Source organism: Paenibacillus sp. FSL R7-0189, from assembly GCF_037969925.1.
Classification (GTDB): Bacteria; Bacillota; Bacilli; order Paenibacillales; family Paenibacillaceae; genus Paenibacillus_AQ; species Paenibacillus_AQ odorifer.
The window spans coordinates 1,879,531-1,897,515 of record NZ_CP150223.1 but is presented as its reverse complement, the minus strand read 5'-3'; the positions used below and the strand labels follow the sequence as shown (position 1 = coordinate 1,897,515).

Annotated in this window: 9 protein-coding genes; 5 read left to right on the top strand and 4 right to left on the bottom strand. The window is 45.9% G+C overall.

From position 1 onward, the window contains the following. Positions 1 to 36 precede the first annotated feature (36 nt). The 4 genes from MKY63_RS08110 to MKY63_RS08095 all read left to right on the top strand — a co-directional run bounded on the left by MKY63_RS08110 (position 37) and on the right by MKY63_RS08095 (position 5,057). Entirely contained in the window at positions 37 to 1,947 is a 1,911-nt protein-coding gene (locus tag MKY63_RS08110; protein ID WP_080742381.1) for a sensor histidine kinase, read from the top strand. Beyond that, entirely contained in the window at positions 1,944 to 3,503 is a 1,560-nt protein-coding gene (locus MKY63_RS08105; protein ID WP_036682597.1) for a response regulator, read from the top strand. The genes MKY63_RS08110 and MKY63_RS08105 overlap by 4 nt, the downstream gene beginning before the upstream one ends. A 73-nt stretch (positions 3,504 to 3,576) precedes the next feature. Beyond that, positions 3,577 to 4,380 carry an AAC(3) family N-acetyltransferase gene (locus MKY63_RS08100; protein ID WP_036682594.1) on the top strand — a complete coding sequence of 268 codons (804 nt, stop codon included), beginning with the start codon at positions 3,577 to 3,579 and terminating at the stop codon, positions 4,378 to 4,380. Positions 4,381 to 4,418: 38 nt separating this feature from the next. Next, positions 4,419 to 5,057 (top strand): histidine phosphatase family protein, encoded by a 639-nt coding sequence (locus MKY63_RS08095; protein ID WP_036682592.1) that lies wholly within the window; start codon positions 4,419 to 4,421, stop codon positions 5,055 to 5,057. Positions 5,058 to 5,161: 104 nt separating this feature from the next. Here MKY63_RS08095 and MKY63_RS08090 read toward each other — a convergent pair whose 3' ends face one another. Then, positions 5,162 to 11,452 (bottom strand): 5'-nucleotidase C-terminal domain-containing protein, encoded by a 6,291-nt coding sequence (locus MKY63_RS08090; protein ID WP_339812410.1) that lies wholly within the window; start codon positions 11,450 to 11,452, stop codon positions 5,162 to 5,164. Positions 11,453 to 11,870: 418 nt separating this feature from the next. Then, on the bottom strand, positions 11,871 to 13,157 hold the full coding sequence (gene serS, locus MKY63_RS08085) for a serine--tRNA ligase (RefSeq protein WP_076101338.1): 1,287 nt from the start codon (positions 13,155 to 13,157) through the stop codon (positions 11,871 to 11,873). Between the two features lie 401 nt (positions 13,158 to 13,558). Between serS and ssuE the strand changes: the two genes are divergently transcribed. Then, the gene (gene ssuE, locus MKY63_RS08080; RefSeq protein ID WP_036682586.1) at positions 13,559 to 14,107 is read left to right on the top strand and encodes an NADPH-dependent FMN reductase; all 549 of its coding nucleotides are present in this window, start codon (positions 13,559 to 13,561) and stop codon (positions 14,105 to 14,107) included. 181 nt (positions 14,108 to 14,288) lie between these two features. Here the strand turns inward: ssuE and MKY63_RS08075 are convergent, their stop codons facing one another. Together MKY63_RS08075 and MKY63_RS08070 are read right to left on the bottom strand one after the other, a co-directional pair. Then, entirely contained in the window at positions 14,289 to 15,320 is a 1,032-nt protein-coding gene (locus tag MKY63_RS08075) for a ribonucleotide-diphosphate reductase subunit beta (RefSeq protein WP_036682584.1), read from the bottom strand. Positions 15,321 to 15,605: 285 nt separating this feature from the next. Next, positions 15,606 to 17,939, bottom strand: a complete 2,334-nt coding sequence (locus MKY63_RS08070) for a ribonucleoside-diphosphate reductase subunit alpha (RefSeq protein WP_076101340.1) — start codon at positions 17,937 to 17,939, stop codon at positions 15,606 to 15,608. Positions 17,940 to 17,985: the final 46 nt, after the last annotated feature.

Sequence of the window (17,985 nt, the reverse complement as noted above, 5' to 3'; positions counted from 1 at the left end):
AATATTCACTATTTTAGCGAGGTGGACAGGACAGAAGTGTATAAAGTGAATAGGCGAGATCGAATCAGAGCATTATGGCATTCTTTTAGTTATTGGTGGGGGCGGAGATCTCTTCAGAGCCGTTTAATTGCAGCTTATGTTTTTATTGTTTTAGGCCCGTGTATGCTGGTTTCTGTCTATTCCTATAAAGCCATTAATAATACCTATCTCCGCGATGCCGTCGAGAAAAATGATTATTTGTCGCAAATGGAGAAGCTGCATATTCATAATCAGATTGAGGCGATGGAACGGGCGGCACAAATGGCTTATTCTGATGCCGAAGTAGAAAAATTCTTAGCGAATGAAACCGAGCCGCAGCTAGTAGATTTGGTTGATTTTAATACAAATGCCTATGTGAATATGACTCGTATTCAATTTAATAATCCGAATATTGAGCATTTACGGCTGTATTCGAGAAGCAATAAGGTGCATGAAATTTGGCCGATTATCTTTCGCGAAGAGCGAGTTTCTTCCACCCCATGGTTTCAGAAAGCGCTTCAATTGAAGGGGCAGGAATACTGGTCTTTTCAGAAAAGTGATCCGGATTTGATGCAGAGATACTTGGGAGCACCGACGGAGAGTCTGCCAAAGGTTTCTTTGCTGCGTGAGAAGAGTCGGCCAGCAGACAATCATATCGGCATGGTGCAGGTGGATATGCTGCTGAGTCGGTTTACACCCAAGACGTATACAGATGTACGGGATAATCAGACCCAGATGTTCCTTGTGGATAGTGAGCTGCAGCTTTTCACCAGGCCGGACAATTCTTTTTTGCAGGATAATCTAGAGATGGCTGATATGATTGCAGAACGGTATAAGCAGTTCCGGGAAACTGGCGAATGGGACAGTAATTACTCGGAGAATGGTAAATCGTTTTTGTTAATTAACACTCCGCTAGAACGAATTGATGCTTATTTGTTAAATGTAGTGTCAATGGAGGGAGTGATGAAGGATATCTCCCGCACGCGCAACTTAATTATTGGAGCCAATGTTGGTTTTATTACTTTACTAACGCTGATCGCTTATGTGACAAATGCCTTTATTCTAAAAAATCTACGTAGATTGACCGAAACAATGAAAAAAGTGCGCAGAGGTGAAGCGTACACTGGAATAATGATTCGTGGTGGAGGGGAAGTCGGGGAGCTTGCCCATCATTTCTCCAAGCTGATGAATACCATCAATACGTTGGTGGCTCAGGCAGTGAGCAAGCAGGCGTTGTCTAAAGAGGCTGAGCTGCGTACGCTGCATAACCAGATTGACGCACATTTTTTGTATAATACGCTGGAAAATATAAAAATGCTGGCTGAAATTGAGAACCAGCGAACGATCTCGGACGCACTGACCTCGCTGGGTGGGATGATGCGCTATAATTTTAAATGGTCCGGAGAGTATGTGAAGCTGCGGGATGAAGTCCGCCACATTGAAAATTACATTGAAGTGATGAATATTCGTTTTGAATATCCGGTTAAGTTAGTGCTTCATATTGAACCTCGATATTTGGAGCTGGAGGTGCTGAAAATGTCACTGCAGCCTATTGTAGAGAACAGTGTTAAGCATGCTTGGTGCGACGAGAAAGAGAATTTACAGGACCCGAACATTCATATTCATATTTCGGAAACGGAAGGTGATATTTGCATAGAGCTTCGTGATAATGGCATCGGCTTAACTCCAGAGCGTTTGGTTGCTTTGAACGAGGCGATTTATGCGAAAGATGAGCGCTGTGAGAGTGCCTCAGAACAGAGAGATGTTGACCGCCGAACAGGTGGTATTGGACTGAGAAATGTACATCAGCGACTGCAAATCTTTTATGGTGATGAATATGGGCTTGTAGTACAGAGTGAGGCAGGGAGTTGGACGATGGTACGTCTGACCTTGCCGAAAGTTCTTTTGACAGGAGAAAAACAACTATGAAGAAGCTACTGATCATTGATGATGAAAAGAATATCCGTTACGGTCTCAAGACTATGATAGAAAGAGAATTTCCGTCCGTGTATACCATCACAATGGCGAGTAATGGCGCAGAGGGTTTCGAGATATTTAAGATCGAAGGTGCAGATATTATTATTACAGATATACGTATGCCAGTGATGGATGGAATTACGCTGTTGGAGCAGATATCTAAGGTAACAAGTGGTGAGAAAAGCCCAGCAGTGCTGATCTTAAGCGGGTATGATGATTTCGAATATGCCAAAAGCGCGATTCGTTATCGCGTAAAGGATTACTTGCTGAAGCCGATTCGCCGAGATGAGTTGTTCGAAATTTTGAAGAATATCGATAAGGAACAGGAAGAACAGGATCTCAGCGCAAGGCAGCTAGAACAGGAAACGGAACACTTCCGCAGGGAACTGCGGTCCAGTCGTTTACGGGGACTGCTAATGCAGCAGGAGGTTCCGCTGGAGCGTGAGCAGCAAGAGTGGCTAAGTGATCTGCAAGCACCTTTTACAGTTGGTGTGTTGAATTACTATTACAATGACGGAACAAGAATGAAGTCGGGGGATGTTCAGGGACTGGCGGAACGATTGATCGGACCGCTTGAAAAGTTTTTCTCGGAAATCACAACGGATTGGGATGGCAAATTAGTCTTGATCGGGAGTAGAAAACAGGATTTTATGGAGCTGTCCAGACAAGCTGAAGCTAAGGAAATAAAGGGATTATCGATTGGGATTAGCAGCGAAGGAGGAAGTCTTGAGGACCTCCGTTCCTGTTATAAGGAAGCATGCCGGGCACTGCAATATACTTTTTTATATCCGCAAGTGAGTTTATTGGATTATGGGGATGTTGGCCAGGGACGGTCTAACTTTCCGTTACCTAAGGAGGAGCTTCGCAAGCTGCTCAATATGCTGGGAACAGAACGCGAGAAGGAGATGAAGCATCTTCTATCTGTGATTTTTCAAACTGAGCATTTGAAGGAACTGGACCTAGCTTATCTGGAGTCCGTGGGACAGAATGTAAACGAGCTGGTGTTGGATGAAGTGTTTCGGGTGCATGGCGAAGCCTCGGTAGAGGTATTGAAGCTGTATCGTACGGTAGGCAATATGTACAACTATCGTCATTTCCACGAATATTATCGTGCGCTGGAGAACTTACTCTTGAGTGTGAATGAATACATTGTAGGCGTAAGGTCCGCGCATACCGAGCATGCGGATATGGAAGAGGCACTGAGCTATATTGAAGCCAACTACGCCCGTCCACTGAATATGGCTATGGTCAGCAATCATGTATCCTTGAATTATTCTTATTTTAGCGAAGCCTTTAAGGCATATACCGGTGAGAATTTTGTTATCTATTTAAAAAAGGTCCGCATCCGTCATGCTAAAGAGCTATTGGCAAAAGGCTGCGGTAAGCTCGCAACAGTCTCAGAAGAGGTAGGCTTCGAGAACAGTAAACAATTTGCCCGTGTTTTTAAAGAGCTGGAGGGGATTTCCCCAGGTGATTATAGAGCGAAAATAGTATCCGAAGAGTGTTGAGGCTTTTGAAGATGCATTTAGAAGCGGCCCTCCTATATAATGGATTTGAGAAGATTCATTGGAGGAATGAAGGGTGGAAGAAATACAAGGCAATTTGATTACGGTTCAGACATTAGCAGCGGATTTTCGTCGACTGGGCGTTAAGGCGGGCATGACGATTTTATTGCATTCTTCTTTTAAATCGTTAGGCCAATGGGTAGCCGGGGGCCCGGTCGCTGTTATTTTGGCATTGGAGGAGGTCCTCGGAGAATCTGGCACGCTAGTAATGCCCACACATTCCAGTGACCTGACTGATCCCGCAGGCTGGAGCAACCCACCGGTGCCGGAGGCGTGGTGGCAGAGTATCCGCGAGCAGATGCCGGCTTATGATCCAGATCTGACCCAGCTTAGAGGAATGGGGGTTATTCCGGACTGCTTCCGTAAACAAAAAGGAGTAAAACGTAGTGACCATCCGATACATTCGTTTGCCGCTTGGGGCAAGCATAGAGATGAAATTATGTATGGTCATTCGCTTGAAATGGGCCTGGGGGAAGATTCTCCGCTGGCTCGTATTTACGATCTGGGCGGACATGTACTGTTGCTGGGTGTAGGCAATCTTAATAATACTTCCCTGCATCTTGCCGAATGCCGCGCATCTTATGCTGGCAAGAAGGAAACCCTTGGCGGGGCGCCCATTATGGTGGATGGAGTTAGACAGTGGGTTGAATTTAAGGAGCTGGATTGGGATTCTGACGATTTCGTTCAGCTGGCAGATCAGTTTGGACAAGAGACGGGACTTATTACATATGGACAGGTTGCTTCGGCAACCGCTCAATTGATTCCGCAACGGGAAATCGTAGATTATGCAGTGAACTGGATGGAACAGAACAGGAAGTAGAACCTCATTGGATAGGGGAAACGGAAGGAGAAGCTGGCATGAGTACAACAACGATATTTTTAACCCGGCATGGTCAAACGGAATGGAACGTGCAGCATCGGATGCAGGGACATATGGATTCTGAACTGACGGCTCTTGGTGTGCAACAGGCAGAATGGCTGAGCCGGGGAATGCGCACTGAACAGCTGGATGTCATCTATGCAAGCCCCAGCCCAAGGGCGCTGCGCACAGCTGAGATTATTCGTGGAGAGCGGAGCACTCCGCTTAAGACCTCTGAGGCGTTCAAAGAGATTGGCATGGGGGTATGGGAAGGCCGTGATTCTACTGAGCTGGAGAGCGAGTATTCGGAGCAGCATCGCAATTTCTGGCAAGACCCTGAGCAGTTTAAAGTGGAGGGCAGTGAGACCTTCGCAGAGGTGCAGGCACGGGCGCTGGGCAAGCTTCAGGAAATTCTCGTTGACCATCAAGGTGAGACCATTCTTATCGTCACACATACAGTAGTGATCAAGCTGTTAATGGCCTATTTTGAGGGCAGAGCGCTGCCTAAGCTCTGGGATCTGCCTTACATTTATCCGACCTGCTTATGCAGGGTTGATTTTACGGATGGTGTGCCGGAAATCCTGCTGCACGGGGATACGAGCCATTACGAAGAGAGTGAAGCTGGGATGGAATCATAACACTTCCTACAGATCAGGTTGGTTTATTAAAAAAGGCGGTTCCTCGGGTGCGTTACGCACTCGGGAACCGCCTTTTTGTCTTCAGAGCTGGAGATCAGTTTTTGCTAGTTGATAAACTGGAGAGATTTCAATGTCTTCTCCAGCATCGTAACCGCTTCGGCACGAGTTGCCAGCTTCTGTGGAGCAAAGGAACCGTCCGTTGCTCCTTGGATAATGCCCTCAGCAGCGATTTCTGCTACTGCTGCTTGGGACCAAGCAGGAATGCTTGCTGCGTCACTGAATTTAGCCAGTGCTGCAGGATCGGCATTTAAGGTTTTACCTGTGTACTTGATGGCTTTTGCTAATACCGAGGCCATTTCCTGGCGAGTGATTGGGCTACCCGGCTTAAAGCTGCCATCGGTATAACCGGAAATCAAACCGGCTTCTGCTGCGGTGCGTATAGCATCAGCATACCAAGCACTTGGGTTTACATCTTTAAATGTGGTCTCACCATTAGCTGTCGCAAGTCCCAGAGAACGCGTAATTAATGCGGCGAACTCAGCACGTGTGATCGACTGTGAAGGAGAGAACGTATCGTTGCTTGTTCCGCTGACGATCAGCTTGGAAGCTAACAGATCAATGGATGATTTAGCCCAGTGTCCGTTAATATCTGCGAACGTTTTGGAAGACTTAACAACGGTGTAGTAGCTGTTGCTGTTCCGTTTAATCGTAACATCCGTTGTTCCATCTGCTTTAGGAACAAAGATAGCAGGTACGAAAGAGATCTTACCTGAAGCAGGATCAAAGACCACTGCCGTTGCATTATTTGAATTTAAGACGGCAGGTACATTGATCGTGCGCTTCACGTAAGTACTGCCGAAATTGTTCAGCGGCACACTCTTACTTCCGGCTTGCGCTGAAACGCTGAATTCGATTACTGGAGCAGCTAAAGTAGCATTACCTAGCTGTGATGCGATAGCTTGGTTTGTGCTGCTTAGTGTTCCCGAATTCGCTAGTAGAATAGATACCGTAATTGTAAAGTCGCTGGTGCCTAATTGAGCGGCAAGCGCTGCACTGTTTACAACACGGAGTGGCAAGGAATAAGAAGCGCCATCAGTAGTAAAGGTAAGAACTGTGTTAGGCTGTGCTGCTGCTTGTTTTACAAGCACACTGCCTGGAAGTACTACTTGAGCGCCGCCTGTAGTAGCTTTAACCGGAATAACCAGCTCTTGACTACCCGCTGGCAGTTCAGCAAGTTGTTTGGTTAGATCAGCAGCATCAATTGTTGTTACTTGTGCTGAAGCAATTGGTGCTGCAGTTGGAGCAACAGTTGGTGATGGTGTAGCTGTAGCGGTAGGTACTGTTGGAGCCGATGTTGGTACTGATGTAGGCACTGAAGTTGGATCTGGTGTTGGTACTGGTGTTGGGTCTGGTGTCGGAGTTGGATTTGTCTCCGGCAGCGGTGCACCTTTTAGATCAACAATCCGGCCCTCAACGGCGGAAGTGTTCGCAGTGACCGTTCCAACCTTCTGCAGATACTTCGTAAATACATCAAAGTCCGGTAGGTACAGCAGATTCACGCGACCTTCTTTATAGGCCTTTTCAAGTGAAGTATAGAAATCTCCACCCTTAGCTGTGAAAGCATTCGTAGCTACTTCGTAGGATGCGTTCAGATCCAGAGGGACGTATTTATCCCCGTTTTTCACTTCAATACGCAGTACACGTTCGTTCACAGGTTTCGTAGAGTCGTAATAGAATTTCAACCCTGCAACGTGTGGGAAACGTCCGTCTGCTGCCGGCGTTTTGGAAACCCCGTTCTCCATGGCATCCTTAATTTCTTGTCCAGTCAAAGTGATCGTAACCAGATCGTTGTTGAATGGAAGTACGCCGAGTACTTCGCCTTGTGTGATCGGTCCTTCGTTGATGGATTCGCGAATACCGCCGCCGTTTTGCAGGGCGATTACGGCATTAGTGCCCGCTTTTTGAGCTGCATAAAGCATGCCGTCGGCAATCAGGTTACCAAGATTAGTTTCCTTTGTGCGCACATTATCGCGAACGCCGTTTAGAACAACCTCTGAATTTCCTACTACCTCATTGGTTAGTTCTTGAATACCCGGCTTATACTCCGTATCCAGGATCTTTTTGGCTTCTGGGTCCTCGGCGATAACGTAGTTAGTGCCGTTTTTAGCATCGATGGAGATTAATTGATCTTTCCAATCGGTCAGTACGCCATCTTGGTTAAATTTAACTTCAAGTTGTCCAAGGAAAAGACCTTTTTCACCGGTCTGTACAATAAGCTTCGGTGCGTTAGGATCGCTGTTATCAACAACGGCTTGATTCAGTTGCGTGTGGCTGTGCCCCCCAACGATAATATCAATGCCGTTAACAGCTTTGGCTAACTTGAGATCTTCTTCGTAGCCAAGGTGTGAGAGAACAATGATCTTGTTAACATTCTCTTTTTCAAGCATAGCGACCGTTGCTTCCGCTTTAGCGAAGGCATTCTCAAAGGTCACTTTACCTGGTGAAGCAATGTTCGCCGTGTCTTCTGTCGTCAGACCCATGATGCCGACCTGTTGGCCGTCTACTTCTTTGATCAGCGCAGGGTAGATGGTTCCAGCATTACCTGACCGGCCGATTTCATTGGTGAACATTTTGCTAAGAATATCATCCGCTGAGAAGTTCACGTTGGAGGAGACGAATGGGAACTTAGCGTTGCCGATGAATTTGGATAATACATCAGAGTCTTTATCAAATTCATGATTACCGAAAGTCATAGCATCATATTTGACCAGATTCATAAAGGCCAGATCTGCTTGACCCAGATACTTATTGAAGTAAAGTGTTCCGGAGAACACATCACCTGCGTCTACAAGAATAGGATTCTCTGTAGTCGCCTTGGCATCTTGGATTGCTGTTACACGGCGCAAGATGTTGTTTGGCGAGCTGACAGTATCTAATCCTGCGTGTGTATCATTGGTGTGCAGAATGGTTAGTGGGAAGTCTTCAGCAGTATTAAAATCAATCTGTGCCAAAACCGCATCATGATCGGATACCCGGCCATTCGATGGTGAGAAGTCGGCATTTAGATGAACGACATCTACTTTAGAAGAAGCCGTTAGATTTTTACTGACAAGAATATGATCTAGCACTTGAGAGTTTCCGTCATAGGTGTACGTATACTGCTCATTTAAAGGCAATGTATCGATCAAATTGTCTAGTTCTGTACCTTTTAAGAGGGTTGCAGTTTTAGTGAATTGGAAGTCATTCAAATCACCAAGAGCTACGATGTTGGCTTTAGGATTTGCAGTCAGAACCTCTTTGACAAATCCGTTTACGACCGCCGCGATTTTATGGCGCTGTGTTTCACTGGACAATACAGGGGGCTGAACGTTTCCGAAAGGACCGGTATCGCCGCCTTTTGAATTGAAATGGTTAGCGATCACAATTACTGTTTCGCCACCGAATACGAACTGTGCAGCAAGGGGTTTACGTGAACTTGCAAAGGCAGAGTTTGTTGGATCAATTCGGCCCGGATTGTAGGTCAATTGATCTGCCGCTGCATTATATCCAACGGGTTGTGTAGCTGTACCTTTTTGTCCGCTCACACTGTCTGCAAGCTGTACTCTTGCTGGATTGTACAGGAATCCTACGCGAATGTTTCCGCCTGGGGCACCGCCATCCATATTGTTCTCCGGAGCGATGTCTGTGTATTTATATACAGGACCGCCAGCGGTTTCAATGGCTTTAATCAGTTCGGCTGCACTTGCTTCAGTGATTCCATTATTGGTTTCACCATTGCTGTCCTGCATTTCGACAACGCCGATAATGTCAGGTTTTTTCATATTGTTTGTGATGGAGTCGGCTAGTTTCTGGATTTTTGTTGCTCCGACACCGGGGTAGAAGTTTTCAATGTTATACGATGCAATCAACAACTTACTATCATTGACTTCAAGAGTAGTTGTTTCTTGCTTAAAGGTACTTGGAGTGATGGCTGGAAGCTTACCGTTTTCCGGAATCACTTTGAAGTTACCGTTGTTGTATCCGATGACACCAGTAACATCTCCAGCGAACTTATCTCCGGTGATGACTTCTTGCCCCGGATTTCCGTAAGCGATGATGAGGCGCTGAGGATTGTATTGGTTGTATTCTTTGAGAACTAATCCACCAGCTGGTGTGATGACATCAGGTGTATCATTTTCTACTCTTGTAGGGATGTTATAGAGCATAGAATTTCCGCTACCACTTGTCCAATAAGGACTGATAATCGTAGGGGTAGGGAGCTTGACTAGCATACCTTCTAACGATTCGTAGAAATCAATTGCATCTTCATTAGGCTCAAAATTAGCCATGCCGTCATTGTCAATTATGGTAGACGGAATTGCTCTCCCGCCTTTACCAAGTACAACAGGCACCGGCACAGTATAACTTGAAGAGGAGTCCACTTTTATTGAAGTCATAGTAATTTGAGTAGAGGTTAAATTACTTGCGTTACCTTCGTTGTATTCGGAAATAGCTCCACTAACTTGGACTAAATCTCCAATTTGAGGTTTAAGGGATGAATTAGTGCTGTATACAAAAATACCTTCCGAAGTGTTTACATTATCGTCTGGCTGAGGATCTTGCATAAAGAAACCTCTATAAGCGCCAGTTGCAAAGGTGTACCCGTATTGGGTAACGATGCCTTCTACATCAGAAACGTTCTGACCTGTATACTCAGAAGCATGAGATTCTCCTTGAATATCATGTATACGAGGGAGTTCAGACGCTTTATAAGCAAAGGTATAAACCTTACTTGTCTTGCCATCTGCTACGACAATTGCATTGACGGTAAGATCTTGATTAACTGTAATCGGATCTGAATAAAGTTTACTTGCTGTTGTTGGTTCAGTTCCGTTGGTCGTGTAGTAAATCTGTGCTCCAAGAGTAGGGCTGGAAAGGGTCACAGAACTTCCTTTGATGATGCGACCTGCGCCAGGGCTGGCCATAACGGAAAAAGTTTCTTCCACCAAAGTATTTTCGTTAAGTGGAATGAATTGATAAATCGTATTATATTGCTCGATAACCCCAGTGATATTGTCAAAGGTTTTACCCTTAACTAGTTTAGGCAGGGTTGAAAAAATTGTGAATTGTTGTCCACCTTGGCTAGCAGTCACCGTGCTGCCATTTACATTGTCTATGGTCACATTATTCATAGTTACCAGCTGAGCTTCGTGGCTTTCGCCGTTCGCGGCAGACAAGTCGGTTGCGGTGATCAATTTTGGTGCAGGCACCCCAACATTTTGTGCAGCTACATTGTATTGAAGTCCACTTTGGAATTTGATTTCTTGCAGATTGCTGTAGATATCCATTGTGCCGCTTACTTCAACACGATCTCCAACGTTTGCGAACTCTGGAAATCCATAAAGTACGATCCCGCCAGATTCATCCTGAATATACATTTTTGCTGCATTAATGTGAGTTACGATACCTTCTGTTAAAATATTCTGACCTTTACTAGCAAGGCGTGCTGTTGCAACATCTGTTTTGGCCAGAATCGTGTAATCAAAAGTCGATACAGGGCTGTCTGGCATATTTGGTTCTGAAGCATACGCTTTAATCGTAGTGTCCTCAGTTAAGGTAATAGGCCCTGTGTAAGGTTGAAAATTAGTTGAACCACCTGATCCATAAACAGCTGCGTAGACGGATGCTCCAACCGTTGGAGAATTTAAAGATATTTCTGTGCCTACCGGCCAGGCATTAGAGGCTGGTGAAGCTAATACGGAACTAGCAGTCTCCGGTAATTCAGGTAATGTACCGTAGCTGCTGTTTCGTGGACTTGGTGCTTGGACAACAAAATCCGTAGAGTTGTTATCCATATCTAGACCGCGGCTGTCTGCCGGTGCATTAGCCGCAGCTTTACGGATAGCGGCTGTCGTATTGGAGAGAGCAGCGGTCGCACTTCCCTCGACATTTGTGGCTGTTCCGTAGCCAACTAAATCAATCGTTGCACCTGATTTATCAACGAGGTCGACTTTGCCGTTTGTTCCACTCATAGCAAGGATTCCCTTGCTAACATCAGGAGTAGGCAAGTCGGTAGTTCCTCCAGCTCCAGCGGCCTCCTCAATAAGGAAGTATCCATTTGCCGGGATAGTTCCATTTAAGTCTGTTCCACTACTAAAGGTTCCGGCCGCTGAGGTATACCGAACTTTCCATCCAGTCAAATCTACTGGATGATTCGTAGGATTGTATAATTCAATAAAATCATTTTTAAACTCCGCTCCGCCGTTTCCACCACCACCATAGACCTGCGAGATAACAATGTTGCTATTATCCGGTGCTGCCTCGGCAGTCTGGACAGCTGGTAACACACTGCCGGCAACCATTAACATTGCCAGTCCAGTAGCGAACCATTTTCTTACTCTTGAAGAAATAATCATTTGGATAAGTCATTCTCCCCTCGAATCTTTTATTTACAACCTATTAAATCTTAGCATTCAAATGTAAAATGAAAGGTTGTCTTACATGAATATAAATTAAAGTTTGCATCAATTAAATCTAAAAATTGAAATGTTGTGATTTTAGTATAAAAACAGTGCATAAATACAATATTAATAATAAATCTAGTATTTTTATGGTTAATAGATCACCAACATGTTAATTGCATGTTATGTATATTGTTGAATTCAGTATGGATTACGACAAATTTATTCTAGAGTTTTGTTAATTTTTACATAGGGAAAACAATAGAGATTAAAATTATATTGAATGTATCGGAACAAAAATAATGCCCCTCCAGCTTCTTATCGAGAAGTGGAAGGGCATTATTAATTTAAAATCTATTTGGACAACACAGTATTACTGGTGCGGAAGCTCAAGCCGTTCAATTCCATCCATATATTTACGCAGTGCCTGCGGAATGTAAATGGATCCATCCTCCAGTTGATGATTCTCCAGCAGCGGAATTAGGATCCTTGGTGTAGCCACTGCGGTGTTATTTAAGGTGTGGCAGTATTGCAGCTTACCGTCTGTATCCCGGTAACGAATGCCCGAGCGACGAGCCTGGAAATCGAGCAGGTTGGAAGCCGAGTGTGTCTCTCCGTAGGCATCTCTGCTTGGCATCCAAGTCTCGATGTCATACTGCTTATGTGTCTTCAGGGACATATCTCCTGTGCAGACAGCCATGATCCGATAGGGGAGTTCCAAGAGCTGTAGAATATGCTCTGCATTCGCAAGAATTTCCTGCAGCATGCCCTCCGACACGCCCTCATCATTCCGACATACGATAACTTGTTCAATTTTTGAGAATTGATGAACACGGTACAGGCCACGCACGTCCCGTCCCGCCGATCCTACCTCACGGCGGAAGCAGGCCGACATTCCGGCGAGTCGCATTGGCGAATCCAGTTCGACAATCTCATCGCTATACAGCGAAACAAGCGACACCTCCGATGTGCCTACCAGCCAGCGATTGTCTCCGTTTAGCTCATAGGTCTGATCCATCCCGCCGGGGAAGAAGCCCGTACGTTCCAGCGCTTCCGGACGGACGATCACGGGAACATCCATCACCGTGAAGCCGCGGGCAGTCAGTACATCAATGGCCAGCCGCTGTACAGCCAGATGTAACAACAAGCCTGCACCCTTCAGCACATAGCTGCGTGGACCGCCTGCTTTGACGCCACGGGGGATATCGATGATATTGTGGAGCTCGCCTAGCTCCACATGATCACGCGGTTTAAAGCCGAATTCCGGCAACGTTCCGGTTCGTCGTAGTTCTACATTATCTTTATCATCATGACCGATCGGTGTATCCTGCGATACAGGGTTTGGTGCGAGCAGCATGAGTTCTCCACAGCGCCGGTCTGCTTCAGTTAGATCTGCCTCATAGAGATTCAGGCGGTTGTTCAGTTCTCTTACTTGTTCTTTAACTGCTTCTCCTGCCACGCTGTCACCCTGTCGTAAAAGTCGTTCAACCTCTTTGGTCAGGCCGTTACGCTGGGCTCTCAACTGTTCCGTATCTTGGCGCAATTCGCGCCGTTTCTCATCCCATTCCAGCAGTTCATCCAGTGGGAAGTCGACTCTTTTCCAAGCCGTAATGTTTCTTACAAGTTCCTGATTGTCTTTGATCCAGTTCATATCCAGCATACCGTTTCGCTCCTTTTTGGTTAAAAAAACGCAAAAAACGCCCTCATCCATGGGACGAGGAGCGTCAGCTCGCGGTGCCACCCAGGTTGATCGAATCTCCTTAACTGCAGGAACAATCCGACCCTCTTTGGTCTTCGCGGTAACGGGCGAAACCCGGTGAACTTAGGGAGTTGTTGTAGACTCCGGTCGCAGACGCCTCACGGTTGGATGCCGATCATTGGCCTGATTGTTGGATTTAATATTGTTGCTTAGTATAACTTAAGAGCGGGAGGAGCGCAAGTGGTTATGGTTTGACAAAAATATCAATTCTACGTTAGGATTAGTATTAATTTAAAGTAATTTTGTCGGGATAATAAATAAAGCAGTGTGAGCTGCTTAAGTGGGATGGAAGAGGTGGAAAAGTGGCTAAAATTGTTGTGATTAACGGAACGCCTTCCCTGGTATCGCGTATCAATGCAGCTATAGAATATGCGGAGGCCAGCTTAACCAATCAGGGCTTCGAGGTTGAGCGTATTAACGTAGCAGAACTACCCGCGGAGGATTTGATTCACACTAAGTTTGAAAGTGAGTCTATCGTCAAAGCCAATGGCCTTGTAGCGGAAGCTGATGCGGTAATCGTGGTTAGCCCGGTTTATAAAGCTTCTTATACAGGTGTGCTGAAGACCTTTTTAGATCTGGTTCCACAAAAGGGATTGGCCGGAAAAGTTGTACTCCCGCTGTTCATGGGCGGCAGTCTTGCACATCTGCTCACAATTGATTACGCATTGAAACCTGTGTTGTCCGTACTGGGCGCACGTTACATTCTTGGCGGCGTTTATGCCGTGGATTCTCAAGTGGTTCGTAATGATCACGGAGTGGTAGAGCTTGCTGAGGAGCTGAAGCTGCGCCTGAACGATGCATTAGATGAGCTTGCTGAAGAAACTACACATCGTGTGGAACGCAAGGCATAAGACTAAGTAGCAAGCCTTCTGTGCTTAGTGCTAATAACAAATGTATAAGCGTCTCTTTCATCCCTGATACCAGGGGAGAGGGGCGCTTTTTGCATTATATAAGCTATAGCAAAAAGGCCATCTCACTGTGAAAGTAGAGAATGGCCTCTTTTTATATATAGGGCTCGTTATATATCCGGTCTTACAAATCGTCGAATCCGTTATCGTCGCCAACCTTACCGTAGTTGCGGGATTTGGCTTCGAAGAAGTCGGTTTTGGTAGCATTAAGCGCATCATCGGAGAATGGTTTGATCCAAGGCATACAGTTAACGTCAACACCTTGGTAAGCTTTTTCCATACCCATCAAAGTCAGACGTTTGTTCGCTGTATATTTGATGTAGTCGCTAAGCTCGTTAAGATCAATGCCACGCACGTTAGTAAGTGTGTAGTAAGCCCAGTTGGTTTCGAGCTCTACCGCGCGGTCGATGGTACGGTATACGTAATCCATGTTTTCTTTGGTGTTCAGCTCAGGGAAGTCTACGAGCAGCTGCTTAAATACTTCTGCGAAGAAGTAGCAGTGCTGATTCTCGTCACGTTGAATATAAGAGATCATTTGGCTAGTCGCCATCATCTTCTGGTCACGGGCCAGATTGTAGAAGAAGGCGAAAGTGCTGTAGAAGAAAATCCCTTCCAAGATGAGATCTGCTACCAGCGCATGGAAAAAGGTCTGTCTCGTAGGGTTATCACGGAACTCTTGATAAATATCAGAGATAAACTGATTGCGTTCCAGCAGGACAGGGTCTTTTTTCCAATATTCAAAAATTTCCTTCTGCTCACTCTCCGACACGATAGAGGATAGAACATAGGAATAGGATTGGTTATGCACCACTTCTTGCTGCCCGATAATAGCGGAGATAGCTTCCAAAGAGGAATCGGTGAAATAACGCTTCACGTCGCTCACGAACATCGTCTGCATCGAATCCAGCACAGCGAGTAGGGAGATATTAATCTTAAATACGCGTTGTTCCTCGGCATCCAGCATCGGGAATTGTTGCGCATCCTTGGACATTGGAATTTCATCCGCGATCCAGTGATTAAGCAGCAGCACCTTATACAGCTTGTACATATGAGGCATGCGAATATCGTTCCAGTTCAGAATACCTGAGCATTCACCGTCGATAATGCGTGTGGATTGATTAGGTGCTTCAGTATTAAAAATCTTTTGTAATTGCATTTCTTATCCCTCCATTTTTTGCGCGGGTAATCTTTCTTTGGTGTCTAGTTCATAGAAAGACGGTGATGGAGTAACGGAGAGGAAGTTTGGAGCTGTAGGAGCGTCAGCGACCGCCCGAAAGCTTTCCGTAGGAAAGCTCGCATCGAAAGCATATGCTGTCATCGGATGTCATCCGCTAATAGCGGTAAAGATCAAGACATCTGATGACAACAGCGGCCGGAAGCACAAACATTCCTCGCAGTTACGAAATTCATCATCGTTTTTCTATTCAGGGCACTAAGATAATTAGCTAGCGCAAGATTCACACTCTTCTATAGTCAAAGCACGGCTACGCACATAATAAGTTGATTTCAAGCCGCCCTTCCAGGCATTCAGATGCAGTTCCAGGAACTCGGTAGCCTTGATGTCAGGACGGACATACAGGTTAAAGCTTTGGCCTTGATCGACGTGACGCTGGCGAGCAGAAGCCATGCGGATCGACCAGTTTTGGTCAATTGTAAATGCTGTCTTATAGTACCAGATCGTTTTATCGGACAGATCCGGTGCTGGGTTAGCGATCTTATAAGTTGTTTTCTCTTCATAGGATAGCAGTTCATACAGCGGATCAATGCTGGCGGTGGAGCCGGCAATAATCGATGTAGATCCATTTGGCGCAATGGCGAACATCCAAGCGTTACGCACGCCGTCCTTAGCTACTTCTTCTTGCAGCTCGCGCCATTGCTCAGTCGTTACATATTTACCTTCTTGCTCACCGCTAACATACCCGCGGGAAGTGAAGTATGCGCCAGTCTCCCAATCGGAGCCAACAAATTTCGGATAACGGCCTTTTTCACGGGCGAGCTCCATGCTCGAACGAACCAACAGGTAGTTGATATGTTCATATAAATGATTGTTATATTCTACGGCTTCATCGGATTCCCAACGAATGCCCTTGAGTGCCAATAGATGATGCAGGCCGAATGTGCCAAGACCTACTGCGCGGTACTGGCTGTTCGTGTATTGTGCCTGCAGAACTTCAATATTATTAATGTCGATTACGTTATCAAGCATACGGACTTGGATCGGAACAAGTCTTTCTAATACGCCAGCTGGAATCGCCCGTGCCAAGTGAATTGAATTCAGGTTGCAGACTACGAAGTCGCCAGGGATTTTGGAAATAACGATCCGGGTCTGGCCATCTTTAGTTACTAATTCTTCTTGTTCAATTACTGTTGCAGACTGATTCTGCATAATTTCTGTGCACAGGTTGGAGGAGAAAACCATACCTTGATGACGGTTTGGGTTGGTCCGGTTCACGGTATCACGGTAGAACATGTACGGTGTACCCGTCTCTAGCTGTGATTTCATAATCCGTTTCATGATGTCGATCGCAGGAACAGTGATCCGGGATAATTCCAGGTTCGCTGTAGCTTCAGCATATTTTTCACGGAAAGTACCTTTGCCAAGCTCTTCATCGTAGAAATCTTCCAATCCTAGTGGACGGCCATTTTTATCAGTCCAGCCCATGACCTTTTTCACTTCATGAGGGCAGAAGAGGTTCCAGTGGCTGCGCGATTCTACAGCTTCCATGAACAGGTCAGGCAGGGAGACCCCGTGGAACACGTCATGTGCACGCATACGCTCGTCACCGTTGTTCAGCTTAAGATCAAGGAAAGCGAGAATATCTTTATGGAATACATCAAGATAAACAGCTACAGCACCCTTACGTGTGCCCAGCTGGTCTACGCTGACTGCTGTATTGTTCAACTGGCGAATCCAAGGGATTACGCCGGAGCTTGTGTTCTTGTGGCCACGGATATCCGAACCACGTGCCCGTACTTTTCCAAGGTAAACGCCGATGCCGCCACCCATTTTGCTTAGACGTGCTACGTCTGTATTGGAGTCAAAGATACCCTCTAGGGAATCGTCTACAGTATCAATAAAGCAGCTGGATAGCTGTCCAGCGACCTTTTTGCCGGCATTAGACATTGTAGGTGTAGCAGCAGTCATGTAGATGTTGCTCATAGCCCAATAAGCTTCTTTTACAAGCTCAAGACGTTTCTCAGCTGGCTCACGGTGCATCAGGTACATGGCAATAATCATATAACGTTCTTGTGGAAGCTCCATCACACGGCCGTCAAAATCATGCGCCAAATAACGGTCGGATAGCGTAAGCAGACCGATATAGTCAAACAAAAGGTCGCGTGTATAATCGATACACCCACCTAGTTCGATAATTTGTTCTTTGGTGTAATGACTTAGAAGTTCTTCGCGATAGATTCCTTTTTTCACGAGATCCGTAATTAGTGGATACAATTCACCGTAAGGCTCTTCTGGATAAGCTTTGTAGCGGCGATGAACGGCAGCTTTTTTATAAAGGGTTGTCAGAAGGGCGCGGGCAGCTGCGAACTTCCAGGTAGGCTCTTCTTTTGTTACAAGCTCTAGAGCGCTCATGGTGAAGGCGTTGCTGATTTCTTCTCCGCTTACCGAGTCACGACGCAGTTTGGAATTCACTCCACGCAGCAAAGTTTCTTTATTTAGTTGATCGAGACCTTCCAGAATACGGTCAGCGTAGACGGAAAGACGGTTCTCATCAAAAGCCAGTTGGCGATTATCCGGTTTTACTACGAATTGCGGCATGGTTAGTTCATCCCTTCTTATTTCAAATTAATTTTCAATATCAAAA